This window comes from Paraburkholderia oxyphila NBRC 105797, from assembly GCF_000685075.1.
Lineage (GTDB): Bacteria > Pseudomonadota > Gammaproteobacteria > Burkholderiales > Burkholderiaceae > Paraburkholderia > Paraburkholderia oxyphila.
The window spans coordinates 18642-43304 of record NZ_BAYD01000065.1; the positions used below are offsets into that span (position 1 = coordinate 18642).

General features: G+C 62.6%; 26 protein-coding genes. 5 read left to right on the forward strand and 21 right to left on the reverse strand.

What is annotated here, in order from left to right; all coding sequences use genetic code 11:
- Window positions 1-25: 25 nt before the first annotated feature.
- Genes qatB through qatD form a run of 3 tightly spaced genes read left to right on the forward strand, consistent with a single transcriptional unit; the run spans window position 26 to window position 2840 of the window.
- A complete protein-coding gene (qatB, locus tag BO1_RS61850) occupies window positions 26-712 on the forward strand; it encodes a Qat anti-phage system associated protein QatB (RefSeq protein ID WP_304622587.1) in 687 nt (228 codons plus the stop codon).
- The gene (qatC, locus tag BO1_RS31775; RefSeq protein ID WP_028220997.1) at window positions 709-2082 is read left to right on the forward strand and encodes a Qat anti-phage system QueC-like protein QatC; all 1374 of its coding nucleotides are present in this window, start codon (window positions 709-711) and stop codon (window positions 2080-2082) included. The genes qatB and qatC overlap by 4 nt, the downstream gene beginning before the upstream one ends.
- Window positions 2079-2840, forward strand: a complete 762-nt coding sequence (gene qatD / locus BO1_RS31780) for a Qat anti-phage system TatD family nuclease QatD (RefSeq protein ID WP_028220998.1) — start codon at window positions 2079-2081, stop codon at window positions 2838-2840. Before qatC ends, qatD begins: the two co-directional genes overlap by 4 nt.
- Window positions 2841-2916: 76 nt before the next feature.
- Here qatD and BO1_RS31785 read toward each other — a convergent pair whose 3' ends face one another.
- On the reverse strand, window positions 2917-3240 hold the full coding sequence (locus tag BO1_RS31785; protein WP_028220999.1) for a helix-turn-helix domain-containing protein: 324 nt from the start codon (window positions 3238-3240) through the stop codon (window positions 2917-2919).
- Window positions 3241-3452: 212 nt separating this feature from the next.
- On the opposite strand from BO1_RS31785, the gene BO1_RS59635 reads away from it, so the two are divergent.
- Together BO1_RS59635 and BO1_RS31795 are read left to right on the forward strand one after the other, a co-directional pair.
- Complete coding sequence (locus BO1_RS59635) at window positions 3453-3719, forward strand: hypothetical protein (protein WP_156992506.1); 267 nt, start codon at window positions 3453-3455, stop codon at window positions 3717-3719.
- A gap of 368 nt (window positions 3720-4087) precedes the next feature.
- Complete coding sequence (locus tag BO1_RS31795) at window positions 4088-4516, forward strand: hypothetical protein (RefSeq protein ID WP_028221001.1); 429 nt, start codon at window positions 4088-4090, stop codon at window positions 4514-4516.
- Between the two features lie 249 nt (window positions 4517-4765).
- On the opposite strand, the gene BO1_RS31800 is transcribed toward BO1_RS31795, so the two are convergent.
- The 20 genes from BO1_RS31800 to BO1_RS31895 form a co-directional block, all read right to left on the reverse strand.
- Window positions 4766-5779, reverse strand: a complete 1014-nt coding sequence (locus tag BO1_RS31800) for a relaxase/mobilization nuclease domain-containing protein (protein ID WP_028221002.1) — start codon at window positions 5777-5779, stop codon at window positions 4766-4768.
- A 1-nt stretch (window position 5780) separates the two neighbouring features.
- The gene (locus BO1_RS31805) at window positions 5781-6317 is read right to left on the reverse strand and encodes a hypothetical protein (RefSeq protein WP_028221003.1); all 537 of its coding nucleotides are present in this window, start codon (window positions 6315-6317) and stop codon (window positions 5781-5783) included.
- A gap of 8 nt (window positions 6318-6325) precedes the next feature.
- Window positions 6326-7849, reverse strand: coding sequence for an LPD7 domain-containing protein (locus BO1_RS31810; RefSeq protein WP_028221004.1), 1524 nt, complete (start codon window positions 7847-7849; stop codon window positions 6326-6328).
- Between the two features lie 51 nt (window positions 7850-7900).
- A complete protein-coding gene (locus tag BO1_RS31815; RefSeq protein WP_028221005.1) occupies window positions 7901-9754 on the reverse strand; it encodes a PriCT-2 domain-containing protein in 1854 nt (617 codons plus the stop codon).
- Window positions 9751-11487 (reverse strand): type IV secretory system conjugative DNA transfer family protein, encoded by a 1737-nt coding sequence (locus BO1_RS31820; protein WP_028221006.1) that lies wholly within the window; start codon window positions 11485-11487, stop codon window positions 9751-9753. The genes BO1_RS31815 and BO1_RS31820 overlap by 4 nt, the downstream gene beginning before the upstream one ends.
- A complete protein-coding gene (locus BO1_RS31825; protein WP_043287421.1) occupies window positions 11484-11885 on the reverse strand; it encodes a hypothetical protein in 402 nt (133 codons plus the stop codon). Before BO1_RS31825 ends, BO1_RS31820 begins: the two co-directional genes overlap by 4 nt.
- Before the next feature lie 7 nt (window positions 11886-11892).
- On the reverse strand, window positions 11893-13011 hold the full coding sequence (gene virB11, locus BO1_RS31830) for a P-type DNA transfer ATPase VirB11 (protein WP_028221008.1): 1119 nt from the start codon (window positions 13009-13011) through the stop codon (window positions 11893-11895).
- Window positions 13008-14252 carry a type IV secretion system protein VirB10 gene (virB10, locus tag BO1_RS31835; protein WP_028221009.1) on the reverse strand — a complete coding sequence of 415 codons (1245 nt, stop codon included), beginning with the start codon at window positions 14250-14252 and terminating at the stop codon, window positions 13008-13010. The genes virB11 and virB10 overlap by 4 nt, the downstream gene beginning before the upstream one ends.
- Window positions 14245-15075: a TrbG/VirB9 family P-type conjugative transfer protein gene (locus tag BO1_RS31840; protein ID WP_028221010.1), complete on the reverse strand. Its 831-nt coding sequence runs from the start codon at window positions 15073-15075 to the stop codon at window positions 14245-14247. The genes virB10 and BO1_RS31840 overlap by 8 nt, the downstream gene beginning before the upstream one ends.
- Window positions 15072-15776: a virB8 family protein gene (locus tag BO1_RS31845; protein WP_028221011.1), complete on the reverse strand. Its 705-nt coding sequence runs from the start codon at window positions 15774-15776 to the stop codon at window positions 15072-15074. Before BO1_RS31845 ends, BO1_RS31840 begins: the two co-directional genes overlap by 4 nt.
- A complete protein-coding gene (locus BO1_RS60355) occupies window positions 15773-15949 on the reverse strand; it encodes a hypothetical protein (protein ID WP_167338413.1) in 177 nt (58 codons plus the stop codon). The genes BO1_RS31845 and BO1_RS60355 overlap by 4 nt, the downstream gene beginning before the upstream one ends.
- 10 nt (window positions 15950-15959) lie before the next feature.
- Window positions 15960-16655 carry a P-type DNA transfer protein VirB5 gene (gene virB5 / locus BO1_RS31850; protein ID WP_043287430.1) on the reverse strand — a complete coding sequence of 232 codons (696 nt, stop codon included), beginning with the start codon at window positions 16653-16655 and terminating at the stop codon, window positions 15960-15962.
- 14 nt (window positions 16656-16669) lie between these two features.
- Window positions 16670-17830 (reverse strand): type IV secretion system protein, encoded by a 1161-nt coding sequence (locus tag BO1_RS31855; RefSeq protein ID WP_028221013.1) that lies wholly within the window; start codon window positions 17828-17830, stop codon window positions 16670-16672.
- On the reverse strand, window positions 17830-20274 hold the full coding sequence (locus tag BO1_RS31860) for a VirB4 family type IV secretion/conjugal transfer ATPase (protein ID WP_028221014.1): 2445 nt from the start codon (window positions 20272-20274) through the stop codon (window positions 17830-17832). The genes BO1_RS31855 and BO1_RS31860 overlap by 1 nt, the downstream gene beginning before the upstream one ends.
- Window positions 20264-20596, reverse strand: a complete 333-nt coding sequence (locus BO1_RS31865; protein WP_028221015.1) for a type IV secretion system protein VirB3 — start codon at window positions 20594-20596, stop codon at window positions 20264-20266. The genes BO1_RS31860 and BO1_RS31865 overlap by 11 nt, the downstream gene beginning before the upstream one ends.
- Before the next feature lie 28 nt (window positions 20597-20624).
- A complete protein-coding gene (locus BO1_RS31870; protein WP_245643960.1) occupies window positions 20625-20894 on the reverse strand; it encodes a TrbC/VirB2 family protein in 270 nt (89 codons plus the stop codon).
- A 123-nt stretch (window positions 20895-21017) separates the two neighbouring features.
- A complete protein-coding gene (locus tag BO1_RS31875; RefSeq protein ID WP_028221017.1) occupies window positions 21018-21671 on the reverse strand; it encodes a lytic transglycosylase domain-containing protein in 654 nt (217 codons plus the stop codon).
- The gene (locus BO1_RS31880; RefSeq protein WP_028221018.1) at window positions 21671-22246 is read right to left on the reverse strand and encodes a hypothetical protein; all 576 of its coding nucleotides are present in this window, start codon (window positions 22244-22246) and stop codon (window positions 21671-21673) included. The genes BO1_RS31875 and BO1_RS31880 overlap by 1 nt, the downstream gene beginning before the upstream one ends.
- A 624-nt stretch (window positions 22247-22870) precedes the next feature.
- On the reverse strand, window positions 22871-23104 hold the full coding sequence (locus tag BO1_RS31890; RefSeq protein ID WP_028221020.1) for a helix-turn-helix transcriptional regulator: 234 nt from the start codon (window positions 23102-23104) through the stop codon (window positions 22871-22873).
- 1076 nt (window positions 23105-24180) lie between these two features.
- Window positions 24181-24579, reverse strand: coding sequence for an ACT domain-containing protein (locus tag BO1_RS31895; protein WP_028221021.1), 399 nt, complete (start codon window positions 24577-24579; stop codon window positions 24181-24183).
- Window positions 24580-24663 lie beyond the last annotated feature (84 nt).

Genomic DNA, 24663 nt, shown 5'->3' on the forward strand with positions numbered 1-24663 from the left:
ACAACCGGCTCCACAGCATTCTGACATGACAGGTGGCGGCGCGCTCGGTAGTGCACGCGGTAGCTTTTCGCGCTTTGTGCGAACGGGCAGTAGCAGTTCGCTCGGCGGCGCCGTCGCCCGCTACGTCCGCAATGGGACTGGTGGTGCTGCGCGTGCCGGTCGACGGATGGGAGCATCTCGCTCTGCGGCCCGTGGGCTGCTCGGCATGGTTCGAGATGTACAGCGTATAGGGGCAGCCGAGGCGCTGCGTCGGCTCAACCTCGAGGGAATGGCCGGGCAACCCGCGACCGACGTCTTCGTGTCACTCTTGGAGTTCATCTGCCCGCCAGGAGGCACAGTGGACGAAGGCGTCGCCCGCCAAGCTATGCTGGAGGCTATCGGCGATCTGGCCGATGCCGACGTTGGCAGCTTCGATACACTCACCCGCGAGCAGTTGCAGGACTTTTTTCTAGATTTCGTCGTCCGCTCGATCGAAGGGCGAGTGATGGCCGACATCGGCAAGCGCGGCATAAATCTCCCCGATGACGTGTCCGCCGTTCAGGACACACAGGACCAGTTGCATGACTTCGTCGAAGGGGCTACGCGAGGGCAGTTGGCAGGCCGCCTGACCGGCCTAGAAAACCTGTCCGACCAAGAACTCGACACAGTGGTCACCCATATCTACGAAACAGCGTTCGAACTGGTCGCAGCAGCCGGAGAGGCAGCAACATGAGACATCACAGCATCGTCGCACGACTTGGCCCGGCAGATTCGGCTCCGGTTGAATTGAGCCGCAATGATACGCAGAATACCGGCATCAATTTTATCGAGGGCGAGCGTCGCCTCGGCTATGGACTCGGCCACGCACTCGAGCAACTCGCCCTATTAGGGCTTCGCCCGTCCGAAACAGCCGTGGATCTTGCATTGCTGGCCGCCACAGTTACCGCGGCCGATACCCGCATTTCCCGGACGGAGAACTCGCAGGACGCGTGGACCCGGGAAATCGACTTGCACCTGCCGGTCCATGATCCGGAGCGCTGGACACACCTCACGCGACTAATCAAAACCACGCTGAACTTCCTGACAGGGGATCGTTGGGCAGTCTACTTCCGTCCACGCCCACCGGGCTTCGACGAACTGGCGCCGCAACCTGCCCAGTTGCGCCTAGTGGAGCCGACATCCGTGTGCCTCTTCTCTGGGGGGCTCGACAGTTTCATCGGTGCAATCGACCTGCTGGCGAGCGCGCAGTCACCGCTGCTCGTGAGCCACTACTGGGATGGCATCACCAGTACGCATCAGACTCACTGCGCTCAAGCGCTGGCACACCAATATCCTGACGCCGACTTTCGGCATATCCGTGCGCGCGTCGGCTTCCCGACCGATACGGTGGACGGAGGCCACGTCGAGGATACCCTGCGGGGCCGCTCTTTCCTGTTCTTTTCGCTTGCCGCGATGGCTGCGGATTCAGCGGGTGGAGAGATGGTCGTGCATGTGCCGGAAAACGGATTGATCTCGCTGAACGTGCCACTCGATCCGCTGCGCCTAGGTGCCTTGAGCACCCGTACGACCCATCCATACTATATGGCGCGTTTCGATGACCTGTTGCGTGGCCTTGGGCTGACCGTCCACCTGGACAATCCCTACGCCTTCATGACGAAGGGGCAGATGGCTGTACAGTGTGCTGATCAGGATTTCCTTCGGCGCGAGGCGGAAAACACCATGTCATGCTCTTCACCGGGAAGCCGACGCTACGATCCCGATCCGGAAGAGCGCCTGCCAAAGCATTGCGGTCGTTGCGTGCCATGTCTAATCCGGCGCGCGGCCATCCGCGAAGCCATGGAGTCCGATAGCACGCCGTATCGCATTGCCGATCTGCGTGCACAGGTACTCAACACCAACAAGGCTGAGGGCAAGGATATACGTTCCTTCCAGCTAGCGCTTTTACGACTTTCTCAGAAACCAGGTCGAGCACGGTTCGACATCCATCGCCCCGGCCCCTTGATCGATCACCCCGAACGGCTGGCAGACTATGAAGCGGTCTACGTGGCCGGGCTGCGGGAGGTTGGACGACTCCTGAACGGTGTACGGGCGGAGCCGCTATGACAGCGACAGGATCAAAGCCGCAATGGATAGACTTCCATTGCCACCTGGATCTCTACCCAGACCACGAGGCGCTGATCGCAGAGTGCGACCGTGAACGTGTGGCGACGCTAGCCGTCACGACGACACCTAAAGCCTGGCCTCGGAATCGTGATCTAACGCTGAACTCTACACATGTGCGTGTGGCGCTCGGACTACATCCACAGCTCGTCGCCGAACGTGAGAGCGAGCTCGCAATACTCGAGCGCTATCTGCCCGAGGCACGCTACGTCGGGGAAATTGGACTGGATGCTGGGCCACGTTTCTATCGCAGCTTCGCGGCACAGCAACGCGTCTTCGATCGCATACTGCGAGCCTGCGCCGAACACGGTGACAAGATCCTGTCGATCCATAGCGTGCGCTCAGTGGGCAAGGTCCTCGCGCACCTTGAGCAGGCTCTGCCCGTCGACCGCGGTCGGGTCGTCCTGCACTGGTTCACCGGGACCGCGGCCGAAGCGCGGCGAGCTGTCGAGATGGGCTGCTACTTTTCCATTAACAGCGAGATGCTCCGCTCGCCCAAACATCGAAAATTGGTCAGCGAACTCCCGCTGGAGCGGCTTCTCACTGAGACCGATGGGCCATTTGTCCTTAATGACGACCGCCCGGCTCGACCACGGGATGTCGTTGGGACGGTAGCGGAACTTGCCACTTTGTTTGGCATGCCCACGCCAGCGATCGCCAACCAGTTGCTCAACAGTCTGAAGCAATTGGTAAGCAGCTAACCTGAGCACCGCGACATGGGTGCCCGACCGTAGAGGATATCGCGCTGATAGTCGCCATCGCGCTTTGTAAGGCCGGCTACGAACCGGACTCCAATGCCCGCGCAAGCGCCAGAAGATCGGCTCTTTTTCGTTTCGGAAGCCTGCCAAATGCCAGGATTAGCTGGGCAAGTTCAGGGTCTTCAGCATAGAGAAAGGCCACTGGCACATGGAGCATCGCCGCAAGACAAATTGCGAATGTGTAATCGACTTTGTGAATGCCCAGTTCATAGCGGTTGATGCGGGTGCTCGCAACGAACGGAGCCAGACCCGCCTCTATTCCAAGTTGCTTCTGCGACAGCCCCGCCACCAGGCGAGCCTCTTTCAGTCGCGCTCCAAAAATAGAAGATGACGCCGCAGACATTCGCTGGTAGCTCGGTACATACGAAACTACGAATATCGTTGCAAAGCGTCTGCTTAGATACTACGATTATCGTAGTATCTAAGCGCGACTCGACGGTACTTGAAGCGCCCCACGGGGCACCGCCTGGGACGCGTGCCGCTTCAGGGCGGTTTCTGCACGACCACGGCCCGGCGCCCTTCACGCTCAACGCCCGGAAACGCAGGAAGCGAAAAATGCAGGACAAGCGACTGCCCACCAACATCAGCATCGACCTCAACGAACAGGATTGCGGCCGCCTGCGCCTGCTCAACGGCGAGTTGGCGCAGGCAGAACAGTGGATCCTCGCCGCAGCAGCGAAATGGTCGCGGCGTACGACCTCGCTACCGCCCAGACCCGTCACACTGACCGGCTGGACAAAGACGTGGAACTTATCGCTACCGTATTGGCCCTGCTCCGGAACGATCACCCTGATTTTGACCCCGGGCACCATAGTGTTGTGACACGAATCGATATCCCTATCCTGCCCGCAACCCTTCGTGAGGAGGATGTCCATTGCAATGGCACACGAGCGGCCTGGCCGTTTCGGGATCGCCGCGAAAACTGGTGTGCATCGTTTCTGGAGCTATACGAACGCGCACTGCAGAAGGACATAGCGAAAGTGCTGAGCATCGGTACGGTATGTATCGACATCGCACTGATACAACAACAACTGCGCTCGTGGTAGACGAGCGGCACGCTAACCACCAGTCATCTTTTCTAACCCTTCATGGCATTCGCATGGGCACGCGTCTATATTGCTTGGAAGGGATATTGAGGCTATGTGTTTTTCTCGAATTCCGCGCACTCACGTTTCATAGGAGAACGTCATATGGCTCTGCTGAAACTTGTCGTCGTTGTCGGCATTCTTCTTGTTACTGCCAGGGCAATCCGGTTATGCGGTCGCCACTGCCGGCATCGTTTCGGCCACAGCTTTTTCACTGCGCGCGGATTCTGGCTCGCCGCCATCGCAATCAATTTCCTCTGGTGGGGATACTATGCGTGGGCGACAGCTGGACTCCATCACGCGCAACCGTCGGGAGGACTAGCCCTGATGGCTCTGGGTATCGCCGCAGCGGGCTGGTTGATCTATGAAAACGTTCACGCAACAAACGCCCTCTACGGCGTCGTCGGCTCGTCTCTCCAGTTCGTGCTGTTTTTTCCGGTGGCACTCTACGGCCTGCCGCTCCTCGCGATCGCCCTGATTTTCCTGCTCTTCGCAACCTACAAAGGCGCGCCCGTTTGGCTCATCGATCTGTGAACAGCCTGCAATTGATAACAAACGGGCCTGCATGCTCCGCGCGGTTTCGCTGCGTCTTACGCGAGCACAACCTTCATACCGATCGTAACTTCAACGTCATCTTCGCGAGCGCACGATGACGGATGCACGGTGATGCGAGACGCATCACTCAAGACTAGCCCATAGAGCCTGTCGCGGTACGTAGATGCTGATACCGGACTGCGCGTCGCTCACTTCGCCCATTAGAAGGCTATGTTCGCCTTGACCGCACTAGCATTCAATGTCTGGGTCGGGCCCGACAAGCTTACTATCGCGCTCTGGCGCCGTTCGATGCTCGCGCGTTGGTGCAGGATCCCGCCTCATGTCGGGGACAACGGCGTTCCTCTGGATCGGCATCGCACGCACGAACTCCACGATGCCGACGGCCATCGCGCGGTCCGCACCGGCTGGGGACGCGGCCACTGTCCGCGCCACCTCCCGCCACGCTGCAAATGCCCTGTCGTGAGCCTGCCACCCAGCCTGCCGCTGCTTTTCGTTCACCACGGCGGACCAGTACTTTGGTGTTTCGCCACGCTCCACCATATGCCTGACACCCTGAACGGGATACCGTCGTGTCTCGCCACGCACCCGTCGGGGCGTCGCATTTGCGTCCACCCCGTTCGCGCGCAGCTGCTCCGCGAACCGCTCGCGCCAGCGCCGCAGATCCTGCTTTCGCGGATTCAGACGCCGGCCATCCGGTCCACGCACCTGCACGCTCAGGTGAACATGCGGGTGTGCCTCGTCATCATGGGCGGCAAACACATAGGCGCGCCCATCCCCAAACTCGACGGCCGCAAAATCCCGTGCGGCGTCCCGCACGGCCTGACGGTTCGTACCAGGAGGCATCGACAGCAGGATGTTGAATACCTCGCGGCGGGCACTCGTTTCTGGGATCCCCCATCCGCCGAATTGCCAGGTTTGCACGAGATCAAGTACCGCTTCGGCTCCTGCGATCCGGTCCCCGTTCTGGTCTTCCAGCTCCACCTGACCGTTTCGGGAAATATAACGAAGATGCCGGCGCACCGCGCCGATACCCTGCGCGCCCGATGCCTTGTTCGTGATCTTGATCATCACCTCCGGCGTGCGCCTGAGCGTACGCGCCAGTTGCTCACGCATACGCGCAGCCTCGTCGCCCAAGCTCGCCTGCGAGAGGCGCTGTGTGCGCGCGTGCCTGAACGGTTCCTGAAACAACCGGTCACCCCAGTTCAGAAGCATCGCATCGATGTAGACTTTCGGATAAGGCATGTCACCGGCTCCATCGATCCAGGTTCGCACGCATCACAGCCGCCACGACACGCAGATGCGCGTCGATCACTCCACGGATGGCCTCGATATCCCCGTTTCTGTCCCGTCCGGCACGTGGTATTTGATCGCCACGGACAAGCTGCCCGAGCCACCGGCTGATCGAAGCGAGCTGCAGGTTGGAATCCGACAGCAGCCGCATCTCCCGCACGCCGAGCTGGGGTTCGTGCATCAACTGCGCACGGATCAGCGCAACGATCCAGCGGTTAGCGCTCAGGCCTGACGCCTCTGCGCGCAACCCAACCGCCTCAAGTTCGGCAGCCGTCAGCCTGAGTTCGATCCGGGTACGAGGATCACCGACAGCACTCCAACGGACGTCCGCGTCTATCCCTGGATCACCATCGCCAGCGTCTGCGCGCAACGCGGCGGCCACCAGTTGTCGCGCGCCCTCACCAACGGTCAAGCCCCTGCGCACGCACCAGCGATCCCAATCCCGTCGCATGCCACCAAGCTCGACACACAGGCGATCGCGCACACGCATGACAGCTCCTAGCGTCCAGGCGAAGGTTCGGCAGGCGTGTGCCCTAACTCGAGCTCGATATCCCTTGCAGGCGTACGTCCAACCGCCGTGCGTGTCCGGCGATCCCGTTCCGATGGCGCTTTCGGATCGAAAACCTTCGGCCGTGGTACAGGAATGCCCTCGCGACCAAATGCATCGAGCAGCGTTTCCGCACGCCGTTGTACACGCTCAATCGATCGCGCGCTGAAACCCTGCTCCCGCATCGCGCCGACGAGCACAGCCAGGTGCAGCACCTTGTCCTCATCAGAGACGCTCGGGCGCCGCGACTCCTGGCCGCTTTCGCGCGCGTTTGTGCCCGTTGGTGCCTCCTCCGCTCCCGCTACGCGTCCGGGCCTCGGTACAGATTCAGCTGCCGTACGCTCTTGCCGCATCACCTCAACCTGCCAGGTGTTCCGGTGCACATCGCGCTCGTCTTCACCGATCACCACACCGTGCTCGCCCAGGATCGGTACCTTGACGGTGACGAGCCGTCGCCCCAGGTTTTCAAGTGCGACCTGCTGCCCGGGCTGCGCGCCGGACTCTCGCACCGCGCGTTCGAGATCCACACCCCAGACCACGTGATCCGCGCCCGTCGCATCGCGGAACAAGACGTAGTACGACTGGCTGCGCGCAGGATTATTCTGGTACGGCGCGCCGCCGTGCTCGCGCAGCTCGCCGGTATATCGCCTCTGGGTATCGGCTTCGTCGCCTGGTGCCGGCTGTCGCTTCGCGTCAAGAGGCTCACCCCGCTGAGCATCACGTCGCAGGGCTGCAGATGCGGCGCCATCCGCCACATTCGGCGGCCCGGCGGCTGGCGCGGGGGCAGACGTTGCACGACTGCGCTCTGCTACTTCTATCGGCGAACCGGCTGCATGCAACGACGCATCCGCTTCGATCCGGTTGTTCAGACGGCCCTGTCGCGCATCGGCCAGTCGCGCCAGATCGGCGGCCTTTGGCTCATACCCGCTAACCTCGATACCGAGCAGCGAGCCCTGCAACCACACTTCGCCGCGGAACGCCTCATGCCCCGCCACGCGAATGCGACGCCACGATTTCGCCGCCACCATGTCGACCATCGACTCCACCACGTCCGGCCGGTTGTGTTCCGTGACGAGGTACGGCCCGATATCCTCGAACGCGAGCTGATACGGAGCATCCTTCAGGAAATACTGGTTGCCGGCGCGCAGGTAGCGTTTGCGCACGCGCTCCGGCACCTGATCAAGCGGCGCGCGAACGGCATCGGCACCGTCCCTCTCCGTTGGAGCATCGCCGGTTGGGCGGGAGGCGGACTGACGGGCCGCACCGGCATCGTCCCGGATGGCCTGATCACGCAGACGCGCCCGCGCCGCATTAAACTCACGCCGGCGCCGGGCCGACACGGCATCCAGAGCGGCCGCGTCGAGGCGACTGGTATCGCCATCACTTTTCGGGGGTTCAATGGATGCCGAATGCCCGGGAATATCCTGCTCGATCAGATTGATGACCGGCTCGGCAGGCGACAGGGTTTCAGACATGATGGAGCTCCTTTCTTATCGGTCATGCTTCCGGGCGACACATGCTTTGGTCTAGCGATCCGGCCCAGGCGGATCCTGCGATGCCGACCGCCCCTTCGACTGCTCGAGCGCCGCTGTACGCGCTTCGCGTATGCGGGCCCACGAGCGTGCCTGTAACTGATCGAGCATCCCCTCGAGATTCGGACTGAAATTCAGTTCCCGGGCAGACTTCTTGAGCGAGCCCACCGTGCGGTCGAGCAGGTCACGCGCGCGATCCCACGGATAAACCTTCGGCCGATCACCCTCGTAGCCGACCTGCAGTTCCGATCCATTGAGCCGGGCGTTCTCGTCCATCCATCGCAGCCGCTCCGAGACGAATTCCATCTGCGTCTTCGGATGGAAAACAACGCTGCGCGTCGCCACCTCCTGGATCAGGTAGTGCCCGGTGTTGAACACTTCGCCACGATACGGTCCACCGTTTTCCCGTGGTGTGCCCATGCGGAGCGGTGAACCGAACCGATGTTCGGCCAGTGCCCTTACCTCATCAGGCACATCCGCTACAGCGAACAATGGTTCGCCAACGGGCGGACGCGTTGGCGCGAAGCGCCTCGGCTCAGCAGCCGGCGTACCACCCGCTGGGACAACCGTAGACCGCTCACCGGTCGGTTGTGCCTCCGCCGATGCCGTCACCGGCTCTGGTGCTTCCGACGGAGTGGCCGGCTTCGGTGCGCCGCGCTTCGACGTGCGACGACGCGGTGTGTCGTCTCCAGCATTGATGAGTTTTTCTTTCACGTTGCCCATCATGTCCTCCATCGGTTCGTCCGGCTCCCTGCCGGTTGCTGTGCCCGCGAGCGACTCATTGCCATCGACTACCCGCGTGAAATGGCGGCCCACGACTTCGCGCAAATGGTCACCCACATGATCGAACCCGGACAGCACTGCCATGTCGTTGAAATCGGTCGGAGCCTTGTCGTCAATGCGCGCGTCGGCGGCGAATGCGGGCAAGACCACGCGCGCGCGAGATGAGTCCGCAGCCTGTCGGGCCTTGGCCTCGCCCGGCCCCAGCTCACCCAGCACGACGATGTCTGCGTCCGGGAACTGCTCGCGCACGGATTCCGCGACGGGAGGTAGATTGCCGCTGGAGAGTGCCGCGAGCGCCACCCATCCCGTTGCGCGATGCGCTGAGAGCATGGTGGCCATGCCCTCGCCGATCAGGATCGGCACTGCCTGTTCGCGTGTTGTGGGCGCAGGCCCGGCGATCCAGTAACCGCCTTTCTTGACGCCACCGGCCAGCGACGACTTGTTGCCCGCTTCGTCGATCAGCTCCAGTGTGGAAACGGCAGGACCGATCCAGACCGGCACAACCAGGACGCGCCCGGAAAGCGGCCGCTCCTCGCTCGCCGGGGCATAGCCCAGCAACGCGCGCAGTTCCGGCGCTTCCAGTTCGCGCAGTGTCGGCACGGGATCGAGACCCTTGCGCACGAGATAGGGATGTTCCGGACCAACAGGTCGTGCCCATTGCCAGATTTCCTGTGCCTCGCGAGCCGCGTCAGCATGCCGTGCCTGCTGGCGTGCCGCTTCCCGCGCGCGACGTTCAAGCACATCGGGACCCGGCACGAGCGTCGTTGCCATCTGGTCCGGGTAGCGCCCACGTCTCAGGTCAAACCCATGCTCTCGCGCGAGCCAGAAGAGCGACGCGAGCGTCTTTCCGCCTGATTCCTTCACCGAGCGCCAGGTCGTGCGGGCCGCCCGCTCGTCATAGTTGCCGGCTGTGCGACTCCATTCGTCCCAGATCTCGAAGCCTGCGTCACCCAGACCGTGCTTCAGTGCAAACGCCATATCGACCCATGTGCCGTAGTCCTCCGCCGGAATCACGGCAAGGGCAGCCCGTACACGGGCGGTTTCGTCCGCATGGGGCGTACTCATCGCCGGACTCCCTCAATCGATGCCGTGTTCGTCCCGGCACGTGTCACCGGGTCACGCCTCGCTCGCGCGGACTTTGGCGGCACCAGCTCCGCGACGTCGAGGTCCGCAACCGACAAACGGCGCGTCGCCTGCCCGATACGCTTCGCCGGAACGCCCAGCAGCATGAAGTGCCGTTCGACGTAGGTCGTGACCTCGTCCTCACTGAGATCGGCGAGCCGCGGCGGCAGATCGCGCGGGTCCCAGGCCTGCAGCACCTCCAGATACTCGGCCGACAGAGGAAGGAGACCCGCACCGTCCGGATCGATCTCGTCAGACCCGACTTCGCGCACACGTCGTTCGATCTGGGCGGTGAAGCGGACCAGGTCCATGGCCGGCACCGATGGCGCACTCGAGACCCGCGAAGCGAAGACCGGATCGCGCCAGTAGCAAACCCGGTCGGCGAGAATCGGCTTCGTGTTCTCCAGCACGATGATTTCCTTGTCGCGCCCCAACTCCTTGAGCTCCTGCGGCAACAGCAGCGGGCGACGCTGCTCGGACACGCTTTCGCTCGATCCACCGCGGCCGCCGAACATCGCGCTCGGGCGGCTGGTGCTGCGCGACTGGTCCGTGAAGGTACCAAGCATCTCGGAATAGTCGTTCGCATCCTTCTGGTCACGCGGCGCATAGAGGATCTGCATCGCGTGATTCGTGAGGAACGTCCGGGCGTCGGCCCGGCCGTAGACCGACTCGAGCTGCGCAATCGACTGCACGACTGAGAGCAGACGCAGGTTGTAGCCAGCCATGTAGGCCACGGCGCGCGCGATGATATGGATCTTGCCGATCGCGGTCATCTCGTCGAGCAGCAACAGGCACTGGAACCGCAGGGTTGGATCCGCCTCCGGCAACTGTTTCGTGTTCAGGTTGACGAGCTGCGAGAACACGAGGTTCACGAGCAGCGCCGCTTCGGACAGGTGATCGGGCGTGATGCCGATATAGACCGACATGCGACGCCGACGCACGTCGCGCAGGTCAAAGTCGTTGGCGCTCGTTGCCGCATCGACGATGGGATTCGCCCAGATCGTGAGCGGCGCGTGGAATGTCGCGAGAATGCTCGCCAGCACCTTGTCGTCGTTGGACAGGAAGCGGTTCAGGGCATCGACGCATGCGCCGCTGAGCAGCGCGCGATGCTGGACGAGTGCGCGCTGCAAATACGCCTTGACTGGCATGCCGTGGCCCGACGACTGCCGCAGCACCTCGCCCATCGTGACGGGATAGTCGGGAATGGATTCGCCCCTGCCCGTGCGCCGCGCGTCACGCCACTCACTGAGCAGCAGGATGATGCCGAGAAACAGATTGCGTGCCTGGTCCTTCCAGAAGTCGTCGTGGCCACCTGGCGGATACAGGGCGTAGCCGATCGCCAGAACGTCGCCCACCCGGAACAGACCATCCGAAATGGCCGACAGCGGGTTGAACCGGTGCGTGCGGCCATCTTCCGCGAACGGGTCGAAGAGATAGACCTCCTGCCCGTGCGCGCGCCGGAATCCTGCCGTGATCGCATAGTTCTCGCGCTTGATGTCGAGCACCACAACCGAACCGGTATAACTCAACAGGTTCGGGATCACGATGCTGACGCCCTTGCCTGAGCGCGCGGGCGCCGCGAGCAGCACGAACTGCTGTCCGGCAAAGCGCAGATAGCGCCCTCGCCAGATCCCGACGACAATGGGCGGCGCATCGATCAGTGTCCGCGCATTCATAGCAACCCCGCCGCGCGGATTTCCGCTTCGCTGGCGAACCGGGCACTGCCGTAGAGACGCCGCCGTCCAGTCCGCTCCCAGATCGAATACAACGCCATCGCCGGGCTACCCACAGCGACCAGCACGCCGAGCAAGGCCGCGCCCGCGAGACGCCGACCGCCGTTCGGCATCAGGCCGCCATGCCATGCCAGCAGTGCATCGGGCCAGCCCCATAGGCCCGCGTGGAACGGGTTCAGCCGCAGGCTCGCGTACAGGAAAAATGATGCGAGCCATGACGAGGCCAGCAGAGCCCCCGCGAGAATCGCCAGAACTACGAGCGTGACCAGGGCGGTACGCACATGATGTGCTGCCGGACCCGCGGTGTCGGAAGAAATTGAGGATCGACGGTTCGTATCCATGCCGGTCTCACGAAAACGTCGTACGCGCCTTGCGCACCGGATCGAACCAGATTTCCGTCATGCCCCAGCGCTTGCCAACCTGCTTGCCCGCCTCATCGTGGAGCGGAGATGCCTCCATGTGCGCGACGACGTCGATCGTCAGCGCAAGCAGGCGCTTGAGCGCCGCTTCGTTATAGGCTGCGGCTTCGGGGTGCTCCTTGGCCATCAGTGCAAAGCGCTCGATTGCAACGGTCGCGCTTGATGCGTGATAGCTCGTGATCGACCCGGCGTGCCCGGTCGTCAGCAGCTTCAGGAAGTCGTAGGCTTCGGCGCCGCGCAGTTCGGCGAGCAGCACGCGATCCGGGCGCATGCGCATCGTGCTCGCGATCAGGTCGGCCGGCGTCACACGCGCCTGGCCGTGACCGCCCTTGCTGTACAGCAGGTGCACACAGTTTTCGACATGCCGGATGAAGAGTTCCCGGACATCCTCGATTGTCACGATGCGCTCCGTCGAGGGGATCGACCGGCAGAGGGTCTTCATGAAACTGGTCTTGCCTGACCCCGTATTGCCAACGACCACGATATTCAGGCGCCCGGTCACGGCCCACTCGAAGAAGGCACTCCAGTCCCGCGCTTCGAGGCACTGGACGAGCTTCCGGTCCGTCGGGCGCAGCGCCGGCAGCACGGCATCGAGCCCATCCGGGCGGTGCCAGACGGTGTCGTCGAACAGCCCTTCGTTGCGATATGCGTCGAGGCTCTTTTCACGCGAAGACGGCCGGCGGATCGTCACCGAGACCGTGCGCGGCGGCACGACGGGTGGCACCACGATCTGGATGCGCGCGTCACCTGGCAGCAACGCGGAGAGCACCGGATGCTGCGCCGATACCTCCTGGTTCGTGAGCGTTGCGACCGCGACCGCGAACGACATCAGCCGCTCGTAATCGAGATCGGCATAGTCGTGACCGCGCCAGCCGAGATGGGTCTCGGTCAGCACGCGCTGCGGCCGGTTGATGACCAGTTCAGTCACGTCGGCATCGTCGAGCAGCGGCGCAAACGGCCGCATCAACTCGCGTACCGACGCGTCGTCGGGAAGCCGCGCGAGCACAGTATCGACAGACCGATCGGGCGTGTCAGCACTGGATATCATGGCGCACGCTCCGGTTGAAGCGCATAGACCGTTCCGAAATCCAGATCGCGGGCCACAACGATGGTAAATTCAGCGCCCTGGTTCTGCGTCAGCGTCGGCGGAATATTGATCGTGCTGTTGAGCACCCGCGTCGCCATGTCGTTGCCCTGCTGCTGCGTGTTCTCGTAAACGACGGGCCCGTTGCTGTTGCCGCCTCGCGTAGCCAGATACCCGATCGCGTCCTGGGTAACGCCCAGCATCATCGCGGCGCCGATGCGCTGCCCCCAGTGGTTGTCGACGTAGCCGTCAATCCCCATGCGGCCGAGAGCGTCGGCCGCCGGCGAGTCTATCTCGACGGTCACACCCTGCGGCGTCTCGATGCGGGCCGCGAGGATGAAAGTCCGCTTCTGTCCGGGCGACAGGTTCGAGCGATACTGACTGTTGATCTGTGAACCTCGCTCGATCAGCACAACCCGCCCGTCATCGGAATAGACGTTCTTCGTCACCGTACAGGTGGACAACCCCGCTTCCGTCGAATCGAACGCGGTATCGCCTGCGCAATCGATCTTCGCGCCCTGCGCGAGAACCAGGCTGCGGTCACCGAGCGTACTGGCACGCACCCGTGGCGTGGCGGTCGGAGTCAACGCCTGGGCAAGCGCACCAATCCCACTCTGGCCCGGCGTTGTCAACGGCTGGCCGGATACCGATGCCGCCACCGAAGAGGCTGCTACCGCGGCGCCGCCAGCAATACCCTCCGCAGCGAGCATGCCCTTCAGGCTTCCACCCTGACCACTCACCCCGGTTGCGCCACCGTTCGCGAGTAACGGCGCATCGTAGTAACTGCGGACCGGTGCCGCACGCTGAACCGCAACGGGAGGACGGGCAACGACCGGCCCCGAGACCGCAGCAGGCGCACTTGCCTCGGTTGGTGTCGACGCCGCGCTTGCGGCCACTGGCACGTCCCTGAATACACGTCCCTGCGTCGCAGTGCCCTCGACCGCATCGCGATGCGCTTTCGCTTCCGCGTCGTGACGTGCGAGGAACGTGTGAACCGTCCAGACCGCACCGGCACCGGCCACAAGGACGACGACAAGTGGCGTCAACCACCAGGCGCGCGGGCGTGTGCCCCGGTACTGACCAAGTGCGGGCATGCCGCGATCGACTGGCTCCGCGGCCTCGTTCATGGCACTCCGGTCCGCACCATCCAGGCGACTATCGGACGGATCGTCCGGTTCGATCGTGTTGCGGATATCGTCACTCATGATCCGGACTCCGCGAGACGCGCTTCACGCCGTTGACGGTTGTGCCGTCGCGGGGTGGTACACCATCCATGTCGTACGCGTCGTTCCAGATACCGACGACCTCGTCGCCGAGCCGCAGTACGAAGCGCTTCGCCACTTCATGGACGACGATCGTGTCGTTCTCCATGTGTTTGTCGACCACGCTCTCCGTGCCGTCATCCGCCACCCGGAAGATCGCCGGAATACGCCGATTGGCAGGAATGCGGATCCAGGTGAACCGTCCGTCGTCCCACGCCGCGACCGGTGCGATGTCGTCCGAATGCGGCATGACCTGCATCGAGTACCCGGTGTTGCGCACCACGGAAGGCTGGACCAGGCGCTGCGCCACCAGCGCCGCATCGGCTTGAGCGTGCGTCTGGGCGCTGACCTCATCCGGGTAGACGAACGTCACGCGATACATCTCTTCGTCGTTGCCGAATTTCGCCTTCAGGGGCAGCACCACCAGGTCGAAGCTGTAGCTGCGTTTATCCGTACGGACCTCGAGGTTCGAGTTGTGCGCGACGAGCTGCGGTTTGAGGTAAACGTCATGGTCACCCCTATTCGCCACCACCTGCCAGCCATCGCGATCGCCCGGGGCGACCACCTGGATCTGCTCGTGTGGATCGAGCGCGATATGGGTGGCGAACCCGCGCTGCGCCTCGATGCGCACGACGGCGTCGGACGCGTACACGATCTTCCGCACCCGCGAGTCATCGGACCAGCCCGGCACGTCCCAGGCACGGGCGACCGGACTCATCACCAGCAGGCTCACAAGACAGAACATCGAAACAGAGCGCGTTCTCATGGCGCACCTCTCGCGCTCGACGATGATGCCGGCGGCGTATATTCGGGATCCCGGCTGTAAGCCGTCACCTTGAAGCCGAACGGATTCGCGACGGCCACGCTTTCACGTGTGAAGACCGGCGGCCGGTACGTGTAGGCCAGCGTGATGACGTACCGTTGCGTGGGTTCGGCGTTCGCCTGACCGTTCTTCAATGTCGTACGCTCGACATGCACGACCGCGTGCCCGGGTTCATCGGGCGGCAGCGTGGTCGACAGAATCCGCACGCGTCGCTCGGTGTTCGGGCCAAGCTGCCGGTCCAGCGCATCGGGACCACTGTAAACGCCGCGGTAGTCGCGCGCGACCACGTCATCGCTCATGGCAAGCACGCTGTCGTAGTCCATCTGCAGCAGCCCCCAGTCATAGCGTTCACGCTCGCGCACATACGCTTCAACCCAATGCTTGTCCTGGATTTCCTTCGTATGCACGTGACGTGCATCGAGCACGTCGATCACCTGTGATTCACCTGTCAGACGATCGACCTCGATCGGCAACGGCACCACGCGGTAGAACGGCACCATGACGGCGAGCGCCATCACACTGAGCACGGCCACGCCAACCGCCCCGTACGCCACGTGCCACGCCCGTCGCTCGGAGCGCTCCTGCAGGTGCGTCAGCGACGCCTCGATGTCGAGCACGCGTCCATAGTCGTTGTCCATGCTCATGATCCAGCCCCCACTCCCGACGCGGCGAACGGCGCCGGCGGAACGGGAAGCTCGCGGTTGATCGGCACGCGACGCGAGCCATCCGGCAGGACGGGTTTTGGTGGTCCCGACGAGCATCCACTGATAAGGATGACGAAATTTACAAGGAGCGATCCGATCAGCGATGTTTTCATGATCGCCCCCTCAGTTTCCGAATGAAGCCGGCACCATCTGGTCCTGCAGCCGGACGGTATTGCCCGCACGACTCAATACCAGTTCGCTCTGCTGCTCGGCGACGAGCCGGTCTTCCGTATCGGCCAGCATCCGGAAGAGTTGCAGCTTCGTCATCTCGTCACCGACCGCCGTGGTCTCGGTCTGGACGCGCGCCTGCAGTTCCGCAATACCTTTCGGGTCCTGCGTGACATCGATCTGCTGCATCAGGCTCTGGATCTGGTTCAGTTCCTGCAGTTCCGTCTGGTACGCCTGCTGGCCGAACGCCTTGTCCTGGAAGGGCTTGTTCAGCGCCCGCTGGCACACCTGCTGGTCAATGCCGGCCTGGTCCTCGCAGTTATAGATCTCGCTGGCCGAACGCAGCGCCTGCGCGCTTCCGGTCAGACCCGCGTAGCCGCCGCTCTGGACTGCCGTATAGACACTCTGCCAGTTCGACGGCAGCGAATTTGCCACCACCGGATTGGTCAGCAACGCACCGAAGCCCCGTGTGCCAACCGTCGACTGGTAGATCTGGATCTCCTGCTGGACCTCCTGCTCAAGCTGGCCCACCGTCGCAATGGCCTGGGCTACGTTCTGGGCATCGAATACCGGAATGCCCTGGGCGTAGCCCACCGGAGAAACTGCCGCCCAGGTAAGCGCAGCAGCGGCTACATTCAATCGTGCTCTCATGATGTCCACCTCTCTCAACTGCCCTGTCCCAGGTTGGCGTGCGCAGCCCGCTGGTACGCTGGCACCACGCCGCCCGATGAATTTCCCGGTCCGCCGCCGGATCCTGTCCGGTCGCGGATCGTGCCGCCCGGACGCGGACCGTTCCCGCCGCGGGTGAGCACCTGACCGATCACGGTGGCGAGACGCCGCGACGCCACACCCGCCACAAACGCACCGAAGCCGGACACGGTCGCGCCACCGGACAGGCCAGACGCCACCGACGGCAACTGCCAGCCGACCATCGCAAGGAAAATCGAGGTCGCGAACATGCCGAGCGCCGCGCCCCAGGCCGACGCGGCTTCGAGCGCCGCCTGACTGGCCGCCACCAGCGCTGCCGCGTTGGAACCGGGCGCTGACGTCGTCACCTGGAATGGCGCGAGCTCGGTCGAGAACGCCGTCAGCGCCATCCCCAGGAAAGCGGCCACCAGTACCTGCAGCAACGCGTAGTTCGCGACTTTCGCGGTCCATGCCTCAAAGAAGCGCGCAGTCGGCGCAAACGCGGCGCAGGCAATGAAAATCGGACCGATCCCGAGCACCAGGTCGAGCAGCATGCGACCCATCACGACCTCGAACGCGAGCACGATCAGGAAGATCGAGCCGCCGATCGCTGCGATGAACCCGCACACGATGTCGCCTATGGCGGCAGCAAGGCCACTTGGGCTGAGCCCTTCATGAGTCGCCTTTTCAGAATAGGCATCCAGAACCAGATCGATCTGCTGGTCGTAGCAGTCGAGTGTCTGGTAGATGCTGGTTGCGCTCGTCGATGTCACGCTGCTGCCGCTCACCGATCCACAACCCGGGTTGCCGCCGCTCGTGGTGTTGGCGGCGTTCTGGATCGTCTGGGCCAGCCCCGACGTGGCACCGCTAATGGCCGTCACGACCTGCTGCTGGTAGATGCCGCTACCGAGCGCAAACGCGAGGATGGCGGCCACTTTCAATCCGCGCCACGCGAACGCGGGTACGGCTTCGTGCGCCTCACCGCGCACGATTGCAAGACCATAGGCGATGACCCAGATCGTCACAGCCGTCGTCACGACGGGAACAAGCGCGCCCGACAGCGCCGACGAGACGTTCGTAACATAGGTCGACATGCCGTTTTCGAGCGTGCCGCCGATCGCGGTAAAGAGGCCACTCATTACGCACCTCCCGCCCGGGTTGCCTGGGTCGCCCGACGCTTCGCTAGTTGTGCGTGGAAGACCGGCAGCCATACGTCCGGGTCATCGCCCACCTGCGCACGGATCGTGTCGAGAAGCTCGACGTTGTCGGTCGTACCCGACAGGACATCCAGGACATCCCCAAGCCCCGCGAGATCGAGTTTTCCGATCGCCGACCGGTGCCCCTGCTTGACCAGAAACATGCGGCTGCTCTCGCCGAGATTGCGCACAATGTTGAATTCGGCTTCGGTCAGCTTGAAGCCATGCACGTAGTCGTCGTAGTCGGCCCGCGGATTCGGCAGGAAGAAGAAGGTCGCGCTCTGCTCGATCAGCGCGCGCGCGATATCGCTGCGCAGCACATCCGCCGGTGACTGGGTATCGAAAATGCCCAGCCCGTTCTGCTTGCGGATCGTCTTCTGCTTGTTCTTCGCAAAGTCCGTGAAAACCGGATCACCCAGCCGTTTCCAGAATTCGGTCATCACATAGATGAAGCGCCGACCATCGATCAGGCTTTCCGTCAGGTGCAGCAGATACATCGTGACGGGCGTCGAGACTTCCGCGTCGTCGAGCAGCTCGGTATCGTCGAAACCGAAGAGACTTGCACCCGCGAGGTTCACAGTGTCCGTCGGGTTGTCGAGCACCCAGCCGAGACGCCCACCGGCGCACCATTTCGCGAGACGTGCATGGAGGCTGTTCTCACCGACGTTCGGCAGAAGCTGCCGCACCATCGACAGGCGTCGCAGCGGTCGCTCCATGCGGGCGACCTCGCGCACGGCGCGCGAGATGTCGAGTTCGTCTTTAGCGGACAACGGCAAACCCGTAGCGACGAGCTTGCGCACCAGCCGCTCCCATAAGTCGAGCACGGACTCGTCCGGCGTCATCTGGAACGGATTGAGTCCCGTTGGTTCGCCACGATGGAACACGGTATAGATTCCGCCCATCGCCCGGATTGCGATCTCGGTACCACGGTCCTTGTCGTACAGCACCGCGGTCAGCCCGAACTTCGTCGCCATCGCGAGCAGAAACAGTTCAAGTACCGTCTTGCCCGCACCGGCCTGACCGATGATCTGCGTATTGGCGAGCGCCTTCTCGTCGGCCGAATCCTGCTTCTCCGGCGTGACGTGAAAATTCAGGTACAGTGGCTGGCCGCTCGGCGTCTTGACGATCGTAATCGCCTCACCCCACGGATTGCCGTCGCGTTTGCCGGTCGCGAAGTTGTGCAGACTGGCCAAGCCGCAGAAATTGCGGGACGTCAGCTTCGCTTCGCGCGGCCGGTAGCGCCAGTTGCCAGGCAACTGCGCGAACCATGCGGCGTCCGCCACGAGGTCAATCAGCGCAGTCTGGAATCCGGCGTCGGCAAGCTGCGTGCGGGCCTTCGCAACGTGCTTCGAGACTGCCGCGGGGGTATCAGCCAGCACCGCGAGCGAATAATGATATTCGCCCAGCACGAAATCGCCGTTGATCAGATCGTTCAGTGCCCGGTCCATCGCCTCGACCTGGGAGACAGCCACATCCTCGCCGGCGATCAACTGGTTACGCTGGCGCTCCAGCGCTTCCTTCGCACCGGGTTTGTCGAGGACTGTGAAGCTTTGCGTCTCGATATACTCGAAGTCGCCATACAACAGCCCATTGAGCATGCCAGGCTCGGTTTCTTCGGGATAGTCCTTCAGGTCGAGCAGCGCGGCGTAACGCGTCATGGCCGGCATGCGGATCTCGACCTTCTCGACGCCCACGAACAGGCGCGAAGTCGGCAGCGCCTCACGGATCGTTCCGGCGGGAACCGGCTCCGGCTCCCAGACGGCATTGACGAGATAGCCGAGCAGCTCCAGCGCCGACGAATACCGGCGCGGCCGCTTCGTAAAGGGGCTCGACTTGCGATAGACCCCGAGTGCCACCGGATCGTAGGGCTTCAGCCCCGTTTCGACCTGGACGCCGAGTTCGCCCATCACTTTCAGCGCTTCCTGCTGGTCGCGCCCGATGTCCTCGCGCGTGCGGCGCGCCGCGCGGCTGAAGACACGTCCGAGCTTCGTGCGGCTGGGACGATAGACAAGCGTCAGATACAGCTCGTTGGCCATCATCCGGTACCCCGCGAAGCTCGCGTAGTAGCGTGTCGCCAACTCCTGGCAGAAGCGGTTGCTATAAGGCGTGGCAAACTGGTCCGATACACGCCGGCGCAGACGGTGTACCCAGAGTGCGACGTGACCACCAGGCAGTGCGCGCACGAGTTGGTTGAATCCATCATGACGCACGAGGATGTCCACCGGATCGGCGGCCTCGAATGCGATACCGGCAAGCTTCCAGATCCGCAGGTAGTCACCCTCGCGCGCCCTGATCACCTGATCCGTGACGTGCGTCGAGTAAGGGATGTAGTCGGCAAGCGCCACCTCGCGGCTGGCAACGGCGCCGTGGCTAGGGTCAGCCAGCATGTCGGACCCTCCTCTTCAGGCGAACCGGCGTGTAGGCGCGCGCACCCCAGAAGCGCCGATTGCCCTGTCGCAGGACCATGCGCAGGCGCAGTGCGTACTGTGCGAGGCGCTGGTCGTCGCGGCGCGTGACAACACGCATGGCGACGAACACCGGGATCATCAGGAACAGGAGCCCGACACCGAGCGGTGGGCTGGCAAGCAATGCCCAGATGGCGGGGATCAGCATGCCGCCACCGACCATGAGGAATGGCACGAGCGGTACACCCCAGAGCATCGCGGGTCGCGTGCACCCCTTGAAGACCGGATCCTTGAGCGAGTTCATGATGGGGTTCATGGTTGCTGGCCCCGGATCAGCTCGTCGGAATGAGCATGCCGGCGATCACCGTCGCGCAGCCGACGAAGAGACCACCGATGAACACGTTCGCAATGTCGCCGAACCGGGCATGCTGGAACATCATCCGGAAGCCCGCCCAGATGATCGAAATCGAGCAGATCACACCGCCGACACCCAAAAGGGTCGTCTGGATCGTGCTCAGGAGCGTATTGACCTGCGACAGCTGCGCCCAAGCGGGTGATGCCATCAGCGGTGCAGTCGCGATGACAGCAGCCCACCGCGCCATCCGACGGTTAGAAGAAAGCGGGACAGGTATGTGTCCAGTTTTTCCATTTGTGATATGGATTCCTAAATTCATGACAAAACTCCTTTCCGCCTGAATTGGATTTGCAATCGAAGGGACACCGGGCTAGAACACCACTGCACTACCGGTTGAGTCACCGACATTCGTGCCGGATGCGGTATCCGGCGGATTCGGCGGCCGATGGCTCGCCGGTTGTGACGACGCCCGCGCTCCGGGCACGGCCCGGTCAACCGGAACAACAGGAATGGGCTCAATCGCCGGCACGACTGTCTGTACGGGAATCGACGCGGGCAGGCGGGCGTTATCGACCACCCTTTGCACATACCCGGTGCGATACCCCGTCGAGAAATTGCCGCTCACGTAGCACGAGAGAGCCGATCGCAATGCAGCCTGCGGATCGCGTCGGCCTTCGGTCCGCGCAGCGCGTGCTGTAGCAAAACAGCCTTCGAGGACCCCAGCTCCCGCTGCCAGATTGCGGCACGGATCGAAGGCGTTCTGCTCGCTCAGGCCATGCGCCGCCCAGTTCGCGTGGTTGACCTGCGCGAGACCGACGCTGAAGTCCCAGCCGCCGGACTCGAGCGCGCGGACGGTAGCCTCAGCCTCGGCCTGGCTCAACGGCTGGCGAACCAGCCGGCCGTGCACCACGCCAATTGCATAGGGATTGAACCCGGACTCCGTCTGCACGATCGCGGCCATCGTCACCGGCGAGACGTGGGGCGCGCACTGCTGTACAAGCGTGGCAAAATCGAGCGGCAGCATCATTGCCCCCCGCCACCGGCGCTGTTCTGCTGTTCGCTCTGCTGGAGAAATAGCGCAGCAGATTGCGACGGGTCGTATGGCACCTGCGTACTGCCCGCGCCGTAGAACTCGGTGATCGTCGACCCCGCACCCGCAACGTCCCACCAGACACGGGTATAGAGTTGATTGTCGATGTCGACATTGATCGCCCCAGTGGCACAGCACAACAGTTCGCTCTGCTCGGGGCCGCCCCAGTACAGCAGGTTTTCGCGGCAGTAGGCATCGCTCGCGAAGGTATTGGTCGCGAACGTCCCGTGCGAGCCGCCCGCACCGAAATCACATGTCGGAAACGGATCGCCATGGCGCAGCGCGCTCCAGAGTCGCTCGATCGGTGGCACGCACGCACCGTATTGCTCTGGGCCACCCGGGTTGGACAGACAAAGCAGCACCTGACAGCCCCAGTCGTCCGCGCGCGCCACGCAAGGCGCGAGAAGCGAGGTACCGGCGAACAGTGCCAGGGCAATTGCCCACCGATGCGCGATACCGTGCTTCGTCTGAAACCGCCAGCCATTCGTTTTCAGTCGGGACAAGTTCATGATCCGCTTCCTCCCATCGATGCAACGCCGAGGTGTCGAACCGGATGGGGGAAAAAAGGAACCCGCGTCGCCTTGCAGGCAAACCGCGGGCTCAAGGGGGATCAGTCGTCCGGATCAGGCACAGAAACAGAAAGACCTGCAAACGCAGGTCTCGGATCGGAAAACAACGGCCATTCTCATACGCATCCGTCGATACGTCGGGGCCGCTCATGCGTACTCGGCCGTGCATGTCGCACGTCGGCCGGAACAGGTTGTCAAATTACTTCCGGAGCAATGCCACCAAAGCGCGAGATCGTGTCGCATCGACCGACCGCGTGTTCTTCCGGCATGCCCCCCGACGCTTCAATTCATGGCTTCTCCGCCAGCAGGCCCGCCAGTGCCCGCTTTGCAGACGACAGTTCAAGCTCATACCCGTGCCAGGGATACCGTGAAATTCCTAAGCGGCGGCATATCACCTCGCGACCCGCACGCCAGAGATACGCCATGCGCAGCAGCTCACGTTGGCGTACAGATAAACGCTGCCATGCATGCTCGATGCACTGGGCATCGACAGGATCGTAAGAGCCGCGGCTAGCACTCGCCCAGTTGTCCAGCCGCGCATCGAGGGATCGCTGTGAGGCACGCTCACACATCGCCGCCGTCCTTAGCTGGCGATGAGACGCGATACCCGGCGGGATCCTCAAGAAATCGCTCGATATCCGATGCGCGCCAGCCCACCGCGCGCTCGCCGAGGCGGATCGGGCGCGGGAACGTGCCCTCCTGCATCCGCTGGTAGATCGTCGAACGCTTTAGTCCAACTTCCCGTTCGACCTGCCCGCGCCGTAGTATTGCGCCTGCTCCCCTCAATTGGACCGACATGGCCAACCTCCCGCTGTCCTGTTCGAAAGAGTTGCTGCATGGCTCTCATTCAAGCAGCAGAAGCGCCAGACCGGCAATTCCGTCATGCCGTCGGAAGATTTCGACGGGAAAAGCGGGTCATCGATGGCGGCCGTCGACCTCGTTGACCGAATCCGGGCGCAATGCCGCGGCGAACGTTTGTGCGCTCCGTGAGGCCTCACCATTCGCTTGACTCTTTAACCCGAGTTTCTCGTCAATAGCACGAGCGACTGTAGAGGACTTTGGAGGGCGTTCCGGGTCCCAGTCAGACCAGTGTGACCACATCACCTCGAAGAGGGCAGCAAGTGTCTGGGTCACGTGAGGCAGATGTACGACAACACCTTTCGTTACCTCTTGGGCGCGCACCGGTACGCGATCGGCTAGTTCAGTTAGGGTTTCTGGGGCCGCACGATCGAGCTTACGCTCCAAATGCACTGCCCATATGTGGTGCATAACGACTGTCCGCGCCAATGCACGTTCCAGGAGCTGGATACGGCGATCCCGTCCTCTCAAGCGCCCCGTGAGACGCAACACCGCCGCCTGTGATGCTTCAGCGCTTCGGCGCAAAACCTCCTCGTCAGACGCCGTCGGAGAGTCGTTCAACTTTAGACTTTGATTGTCGGTCGATTCGGACATACCTCCTCCTTTCGGTCTTCGCGGAGTTACTTGATGTCCGTGCAACGACTTGGAACCCGCACAACCGGATCAGATATCTCGTCACGCTACCGCACAGGTACGTCGCGAAAGTGCTTCTACGAACCAGAGAATGAAGCGCCTTGAGTTGTCGGTATCCAAATCTCAATTTCCATCGACTTCGACCGAATCTCTCAACATCAAGTAACTTCTGACGACGCCGTCAGGAATTTCGCGTGCGTCGATTCCGGGAATCAGCCACCTACAGACGGGTCAGTGTTTTGGCTCTTTCAATCTATTGGGGGATCGCGTGCACCGCAAGGCCAAATCCGCAAACTGAAGAAGTGCTATCGGCTGAATAGAAAAAGTAACAGGCGGCCCATACCATGCCAACCAAATGTGATTCGCTTGGCTGAATTTCTGCGTCAGAACGCGGAAGCCGAGATCTCATGCAACTGAGTCATCGCTTCATCCGCCTGATCGACGGGCACGAGAACATGATCGTGGTAATAGCCGGCGATCACGTTGCAGGGAATTTTCGCCTGCGCGAGCTTCCGACTAATCACCGCGATGAAACCAATTGCCTCAAGGCTGGAATGCACAGAGAGGGTAATGAGGCGAGCAACGTAAGTGTAGGGCACGCCCAAGCGCTGAGCCTCAGTACGCTCGACAATCGCGGTCAACCCCTCACTTTCCCGGATGGTGCACAAGCAGGGCAAGCCCTCCGGAATATTGAATTCGGGAAACGAGCAGTAGACGTACACTGCCGGTGCCATCACCGGTTTCAGCGTCGCGCACAGCTTTACAAGATCGATCTCGCCCAATGTCTGGTCCTCCTATGTTCCTGATTGCTTTATGCCATCAACTCAATCGATACGCATATGCATATAGAAAGTCTAACCGGCCGA

What these genes read in the sequence shown, in the direction of transcription:
- qatB (WP_304622587.1), top strand. Translation starts at nt 26, where the DNA reads ATGACAGGTGGCGGCGCGCTCGGTAGTGCACGCGGTAGCTTTTCGCGC.
- qatC (WP_028220997.1), top strand. Translation starts at nt 709, where the DNA reads ATGAGACATCACAGCATCGTCGCACGACTTGGCCCGGCAGATTCGGCT.
- qatD (WP_028220998.1), top strand. Translation starts at nt 2,079, where the DNA reads ATGACAGCGACAGGATCAAAGCCGCAATGGATAGACTTCCATTGCCAC.
- BO1_RS31785 (WP_028220999.1), bottom strand. Translation starts at nt 3,240, where the DNA reads ATGTCTGCGGCGTCATCTTCTATTTTTGGAGCGCGACTGAAAGAGGCT.
- BO1_RS59635 (WP_156992506.1), top strand. Translation starts at nt 3,453, where the DNA reads ATGCAGGACAAGCGACTGCCCACCAACATCAGCATCGACCTCAACGAA.
- BO1_RS31795 (WP_028221001.1), top strand. Translation starts at nt 4,088, where the DNA reads ATGGCTCTGCTGAAACTTGTCGTCGTTGTCGGCATTCTTCTTGTTACT.
- BO1_RS31800 (WP_028221002.1), bottom strand. Translation starts at nt 5,779, where the DNA reads ATGCCTTATCCGAAAGTCTACATCGATGCGATGCTTCTGAACTGGGGT.
- BO1_RS31805 (WP_028221003.1), bottom strand. Translation starts at nt 6,317, where the DNA reads ATGCGTGTGCGCGATCGCCTGTGTGTCGAGCTTGGTGGCATGCGACGG.
- BO1_RS31810 (WP_028221004.1), bottom strand. Translation starts at nt 7,849, where the DNA reads ATGTCTGAAACCCTGTCGCCTGCCGAGCCGGTCATCAATCTGATCGAG.
- BO1_RS31815 (WP_028221005.1), bottom strand. Translation starts at nt 9,754, where the DNA reads ATGAGTACGCCCCATGCGGACGAAACCGCCCGTGTACGGGCTGCCCTT.
- BO1_RS31820 (WP_028221006.1), bottom strand. Translation starts at nt 11,487, where the DNA reads ATGAATGCGCGGACACTGATCGATGCGCCGCCCATTGTCGTCGGGATC.
- BO1_RS31825 (WP_043287421.1), bottom strand. Translation starts at nt 11,885, where the DNA reads ATGGATACGAACCGTCGATCCTCAATTTCTTCCGACACCGCGGGTCCG.
- virB11 (WP_028221008.1), bottom strand. Translation starts at nt 13,011, where the DNA reads ATGATATCCAGTGCTGACACGCCCGATCGGTCTGTCGATACTGTGCTC.
- virB10 (WP_028221009.1), bottom strand. Translation starts at nt 14,252, where the DNA reads ATGAGTGACGATATCCGCAACACGATCGAACCGGACGATCCGTCCGAT.
- BO1_RS31840 (WP_028221010.1), bottom strand. Translation starts at nt 15,075, where the DNA reads ATGAGAACGCGCTCTGTTTCGATGTTCTGTCTTGTGAGCCTGCTGGTG.
- BO1_RS31845 (WP_028221011.1), bottom strand. Translation starts at nt 15,776, where the DNA reads ATGAGCATGGACAACGACTATGGACGCGTGCTCGACATCGAGGCGTCG.
- BO1_RS60355 (WP_167338413.1), bottom strand. Translation starts at nt 15,949, where the DNA reads ATGAAAACATCGCTGATCGGATCGCTCCTTGTAAATTTCGTCATCCTT.
- virB5 (WP_043287430.1), bottom strand. Translation starts at nt 16,655, where the DNA reads ATGAGAGCACGATTGAATGTAGCCGCTGCTGCGCTTACCTGGGCGGCA.
- BO1_RS31855 (WP_028221013.1), bottom strand. Translation starts at nt 17,830, where the DNA reads ATGAGTGGCCTCTTTACCGCGATCGGCGGCACGCTCGAAAACGGCATG.
- BO1_RS31860 (WP_028221014.1), bottom strand. Translation starts at nt 20,274, where the DNA reads ATGCTGGCTGACCCTAGCCACGGCGCCGTTGCCAGCCGCGAGGTGGCG.
- BO1_RS31865 (WP_028221015.1), bottom strand. Translation starts at nt 20,596, where the DNA reads ATGAACTCGCTCAAGGATCCGGTCTTCAAGGGGTGCACGCGACCCGCG.
- BO1_RS31870 (WP_245643960.1), bottom strand. Translation starts at nt 20,894, where the DNA reads ATGGCGCGGTGGGCTGCTGTCATCGCGACTGCACCGCTGATGGCATCA.
- BO1_RS31875 (WP_028221017.1), bottom strand. Translation starts at nt 21,671, where the DNA reads ATGCTGCCGCTCGATTTTGCCACGCTTGTACAGCAGTGCGCGCCCCAC.
- BO1_RS31880 (WP_028221018.1), bottom strand. Translation starts at nt 22,246, where the DNA reads ATGAACTTGTCCCGACTGAAAACGAATGGCTGGCGGTTTCAGACGAAG.
- BO1_RS31890 (WP_028221020.1), bottom strand. Translation starts at nt 23,104, where the DNA reads ATGTCGGTCCAATTGAGGGGAGCAGGCGCAATACTACGGCGCGGGCAG.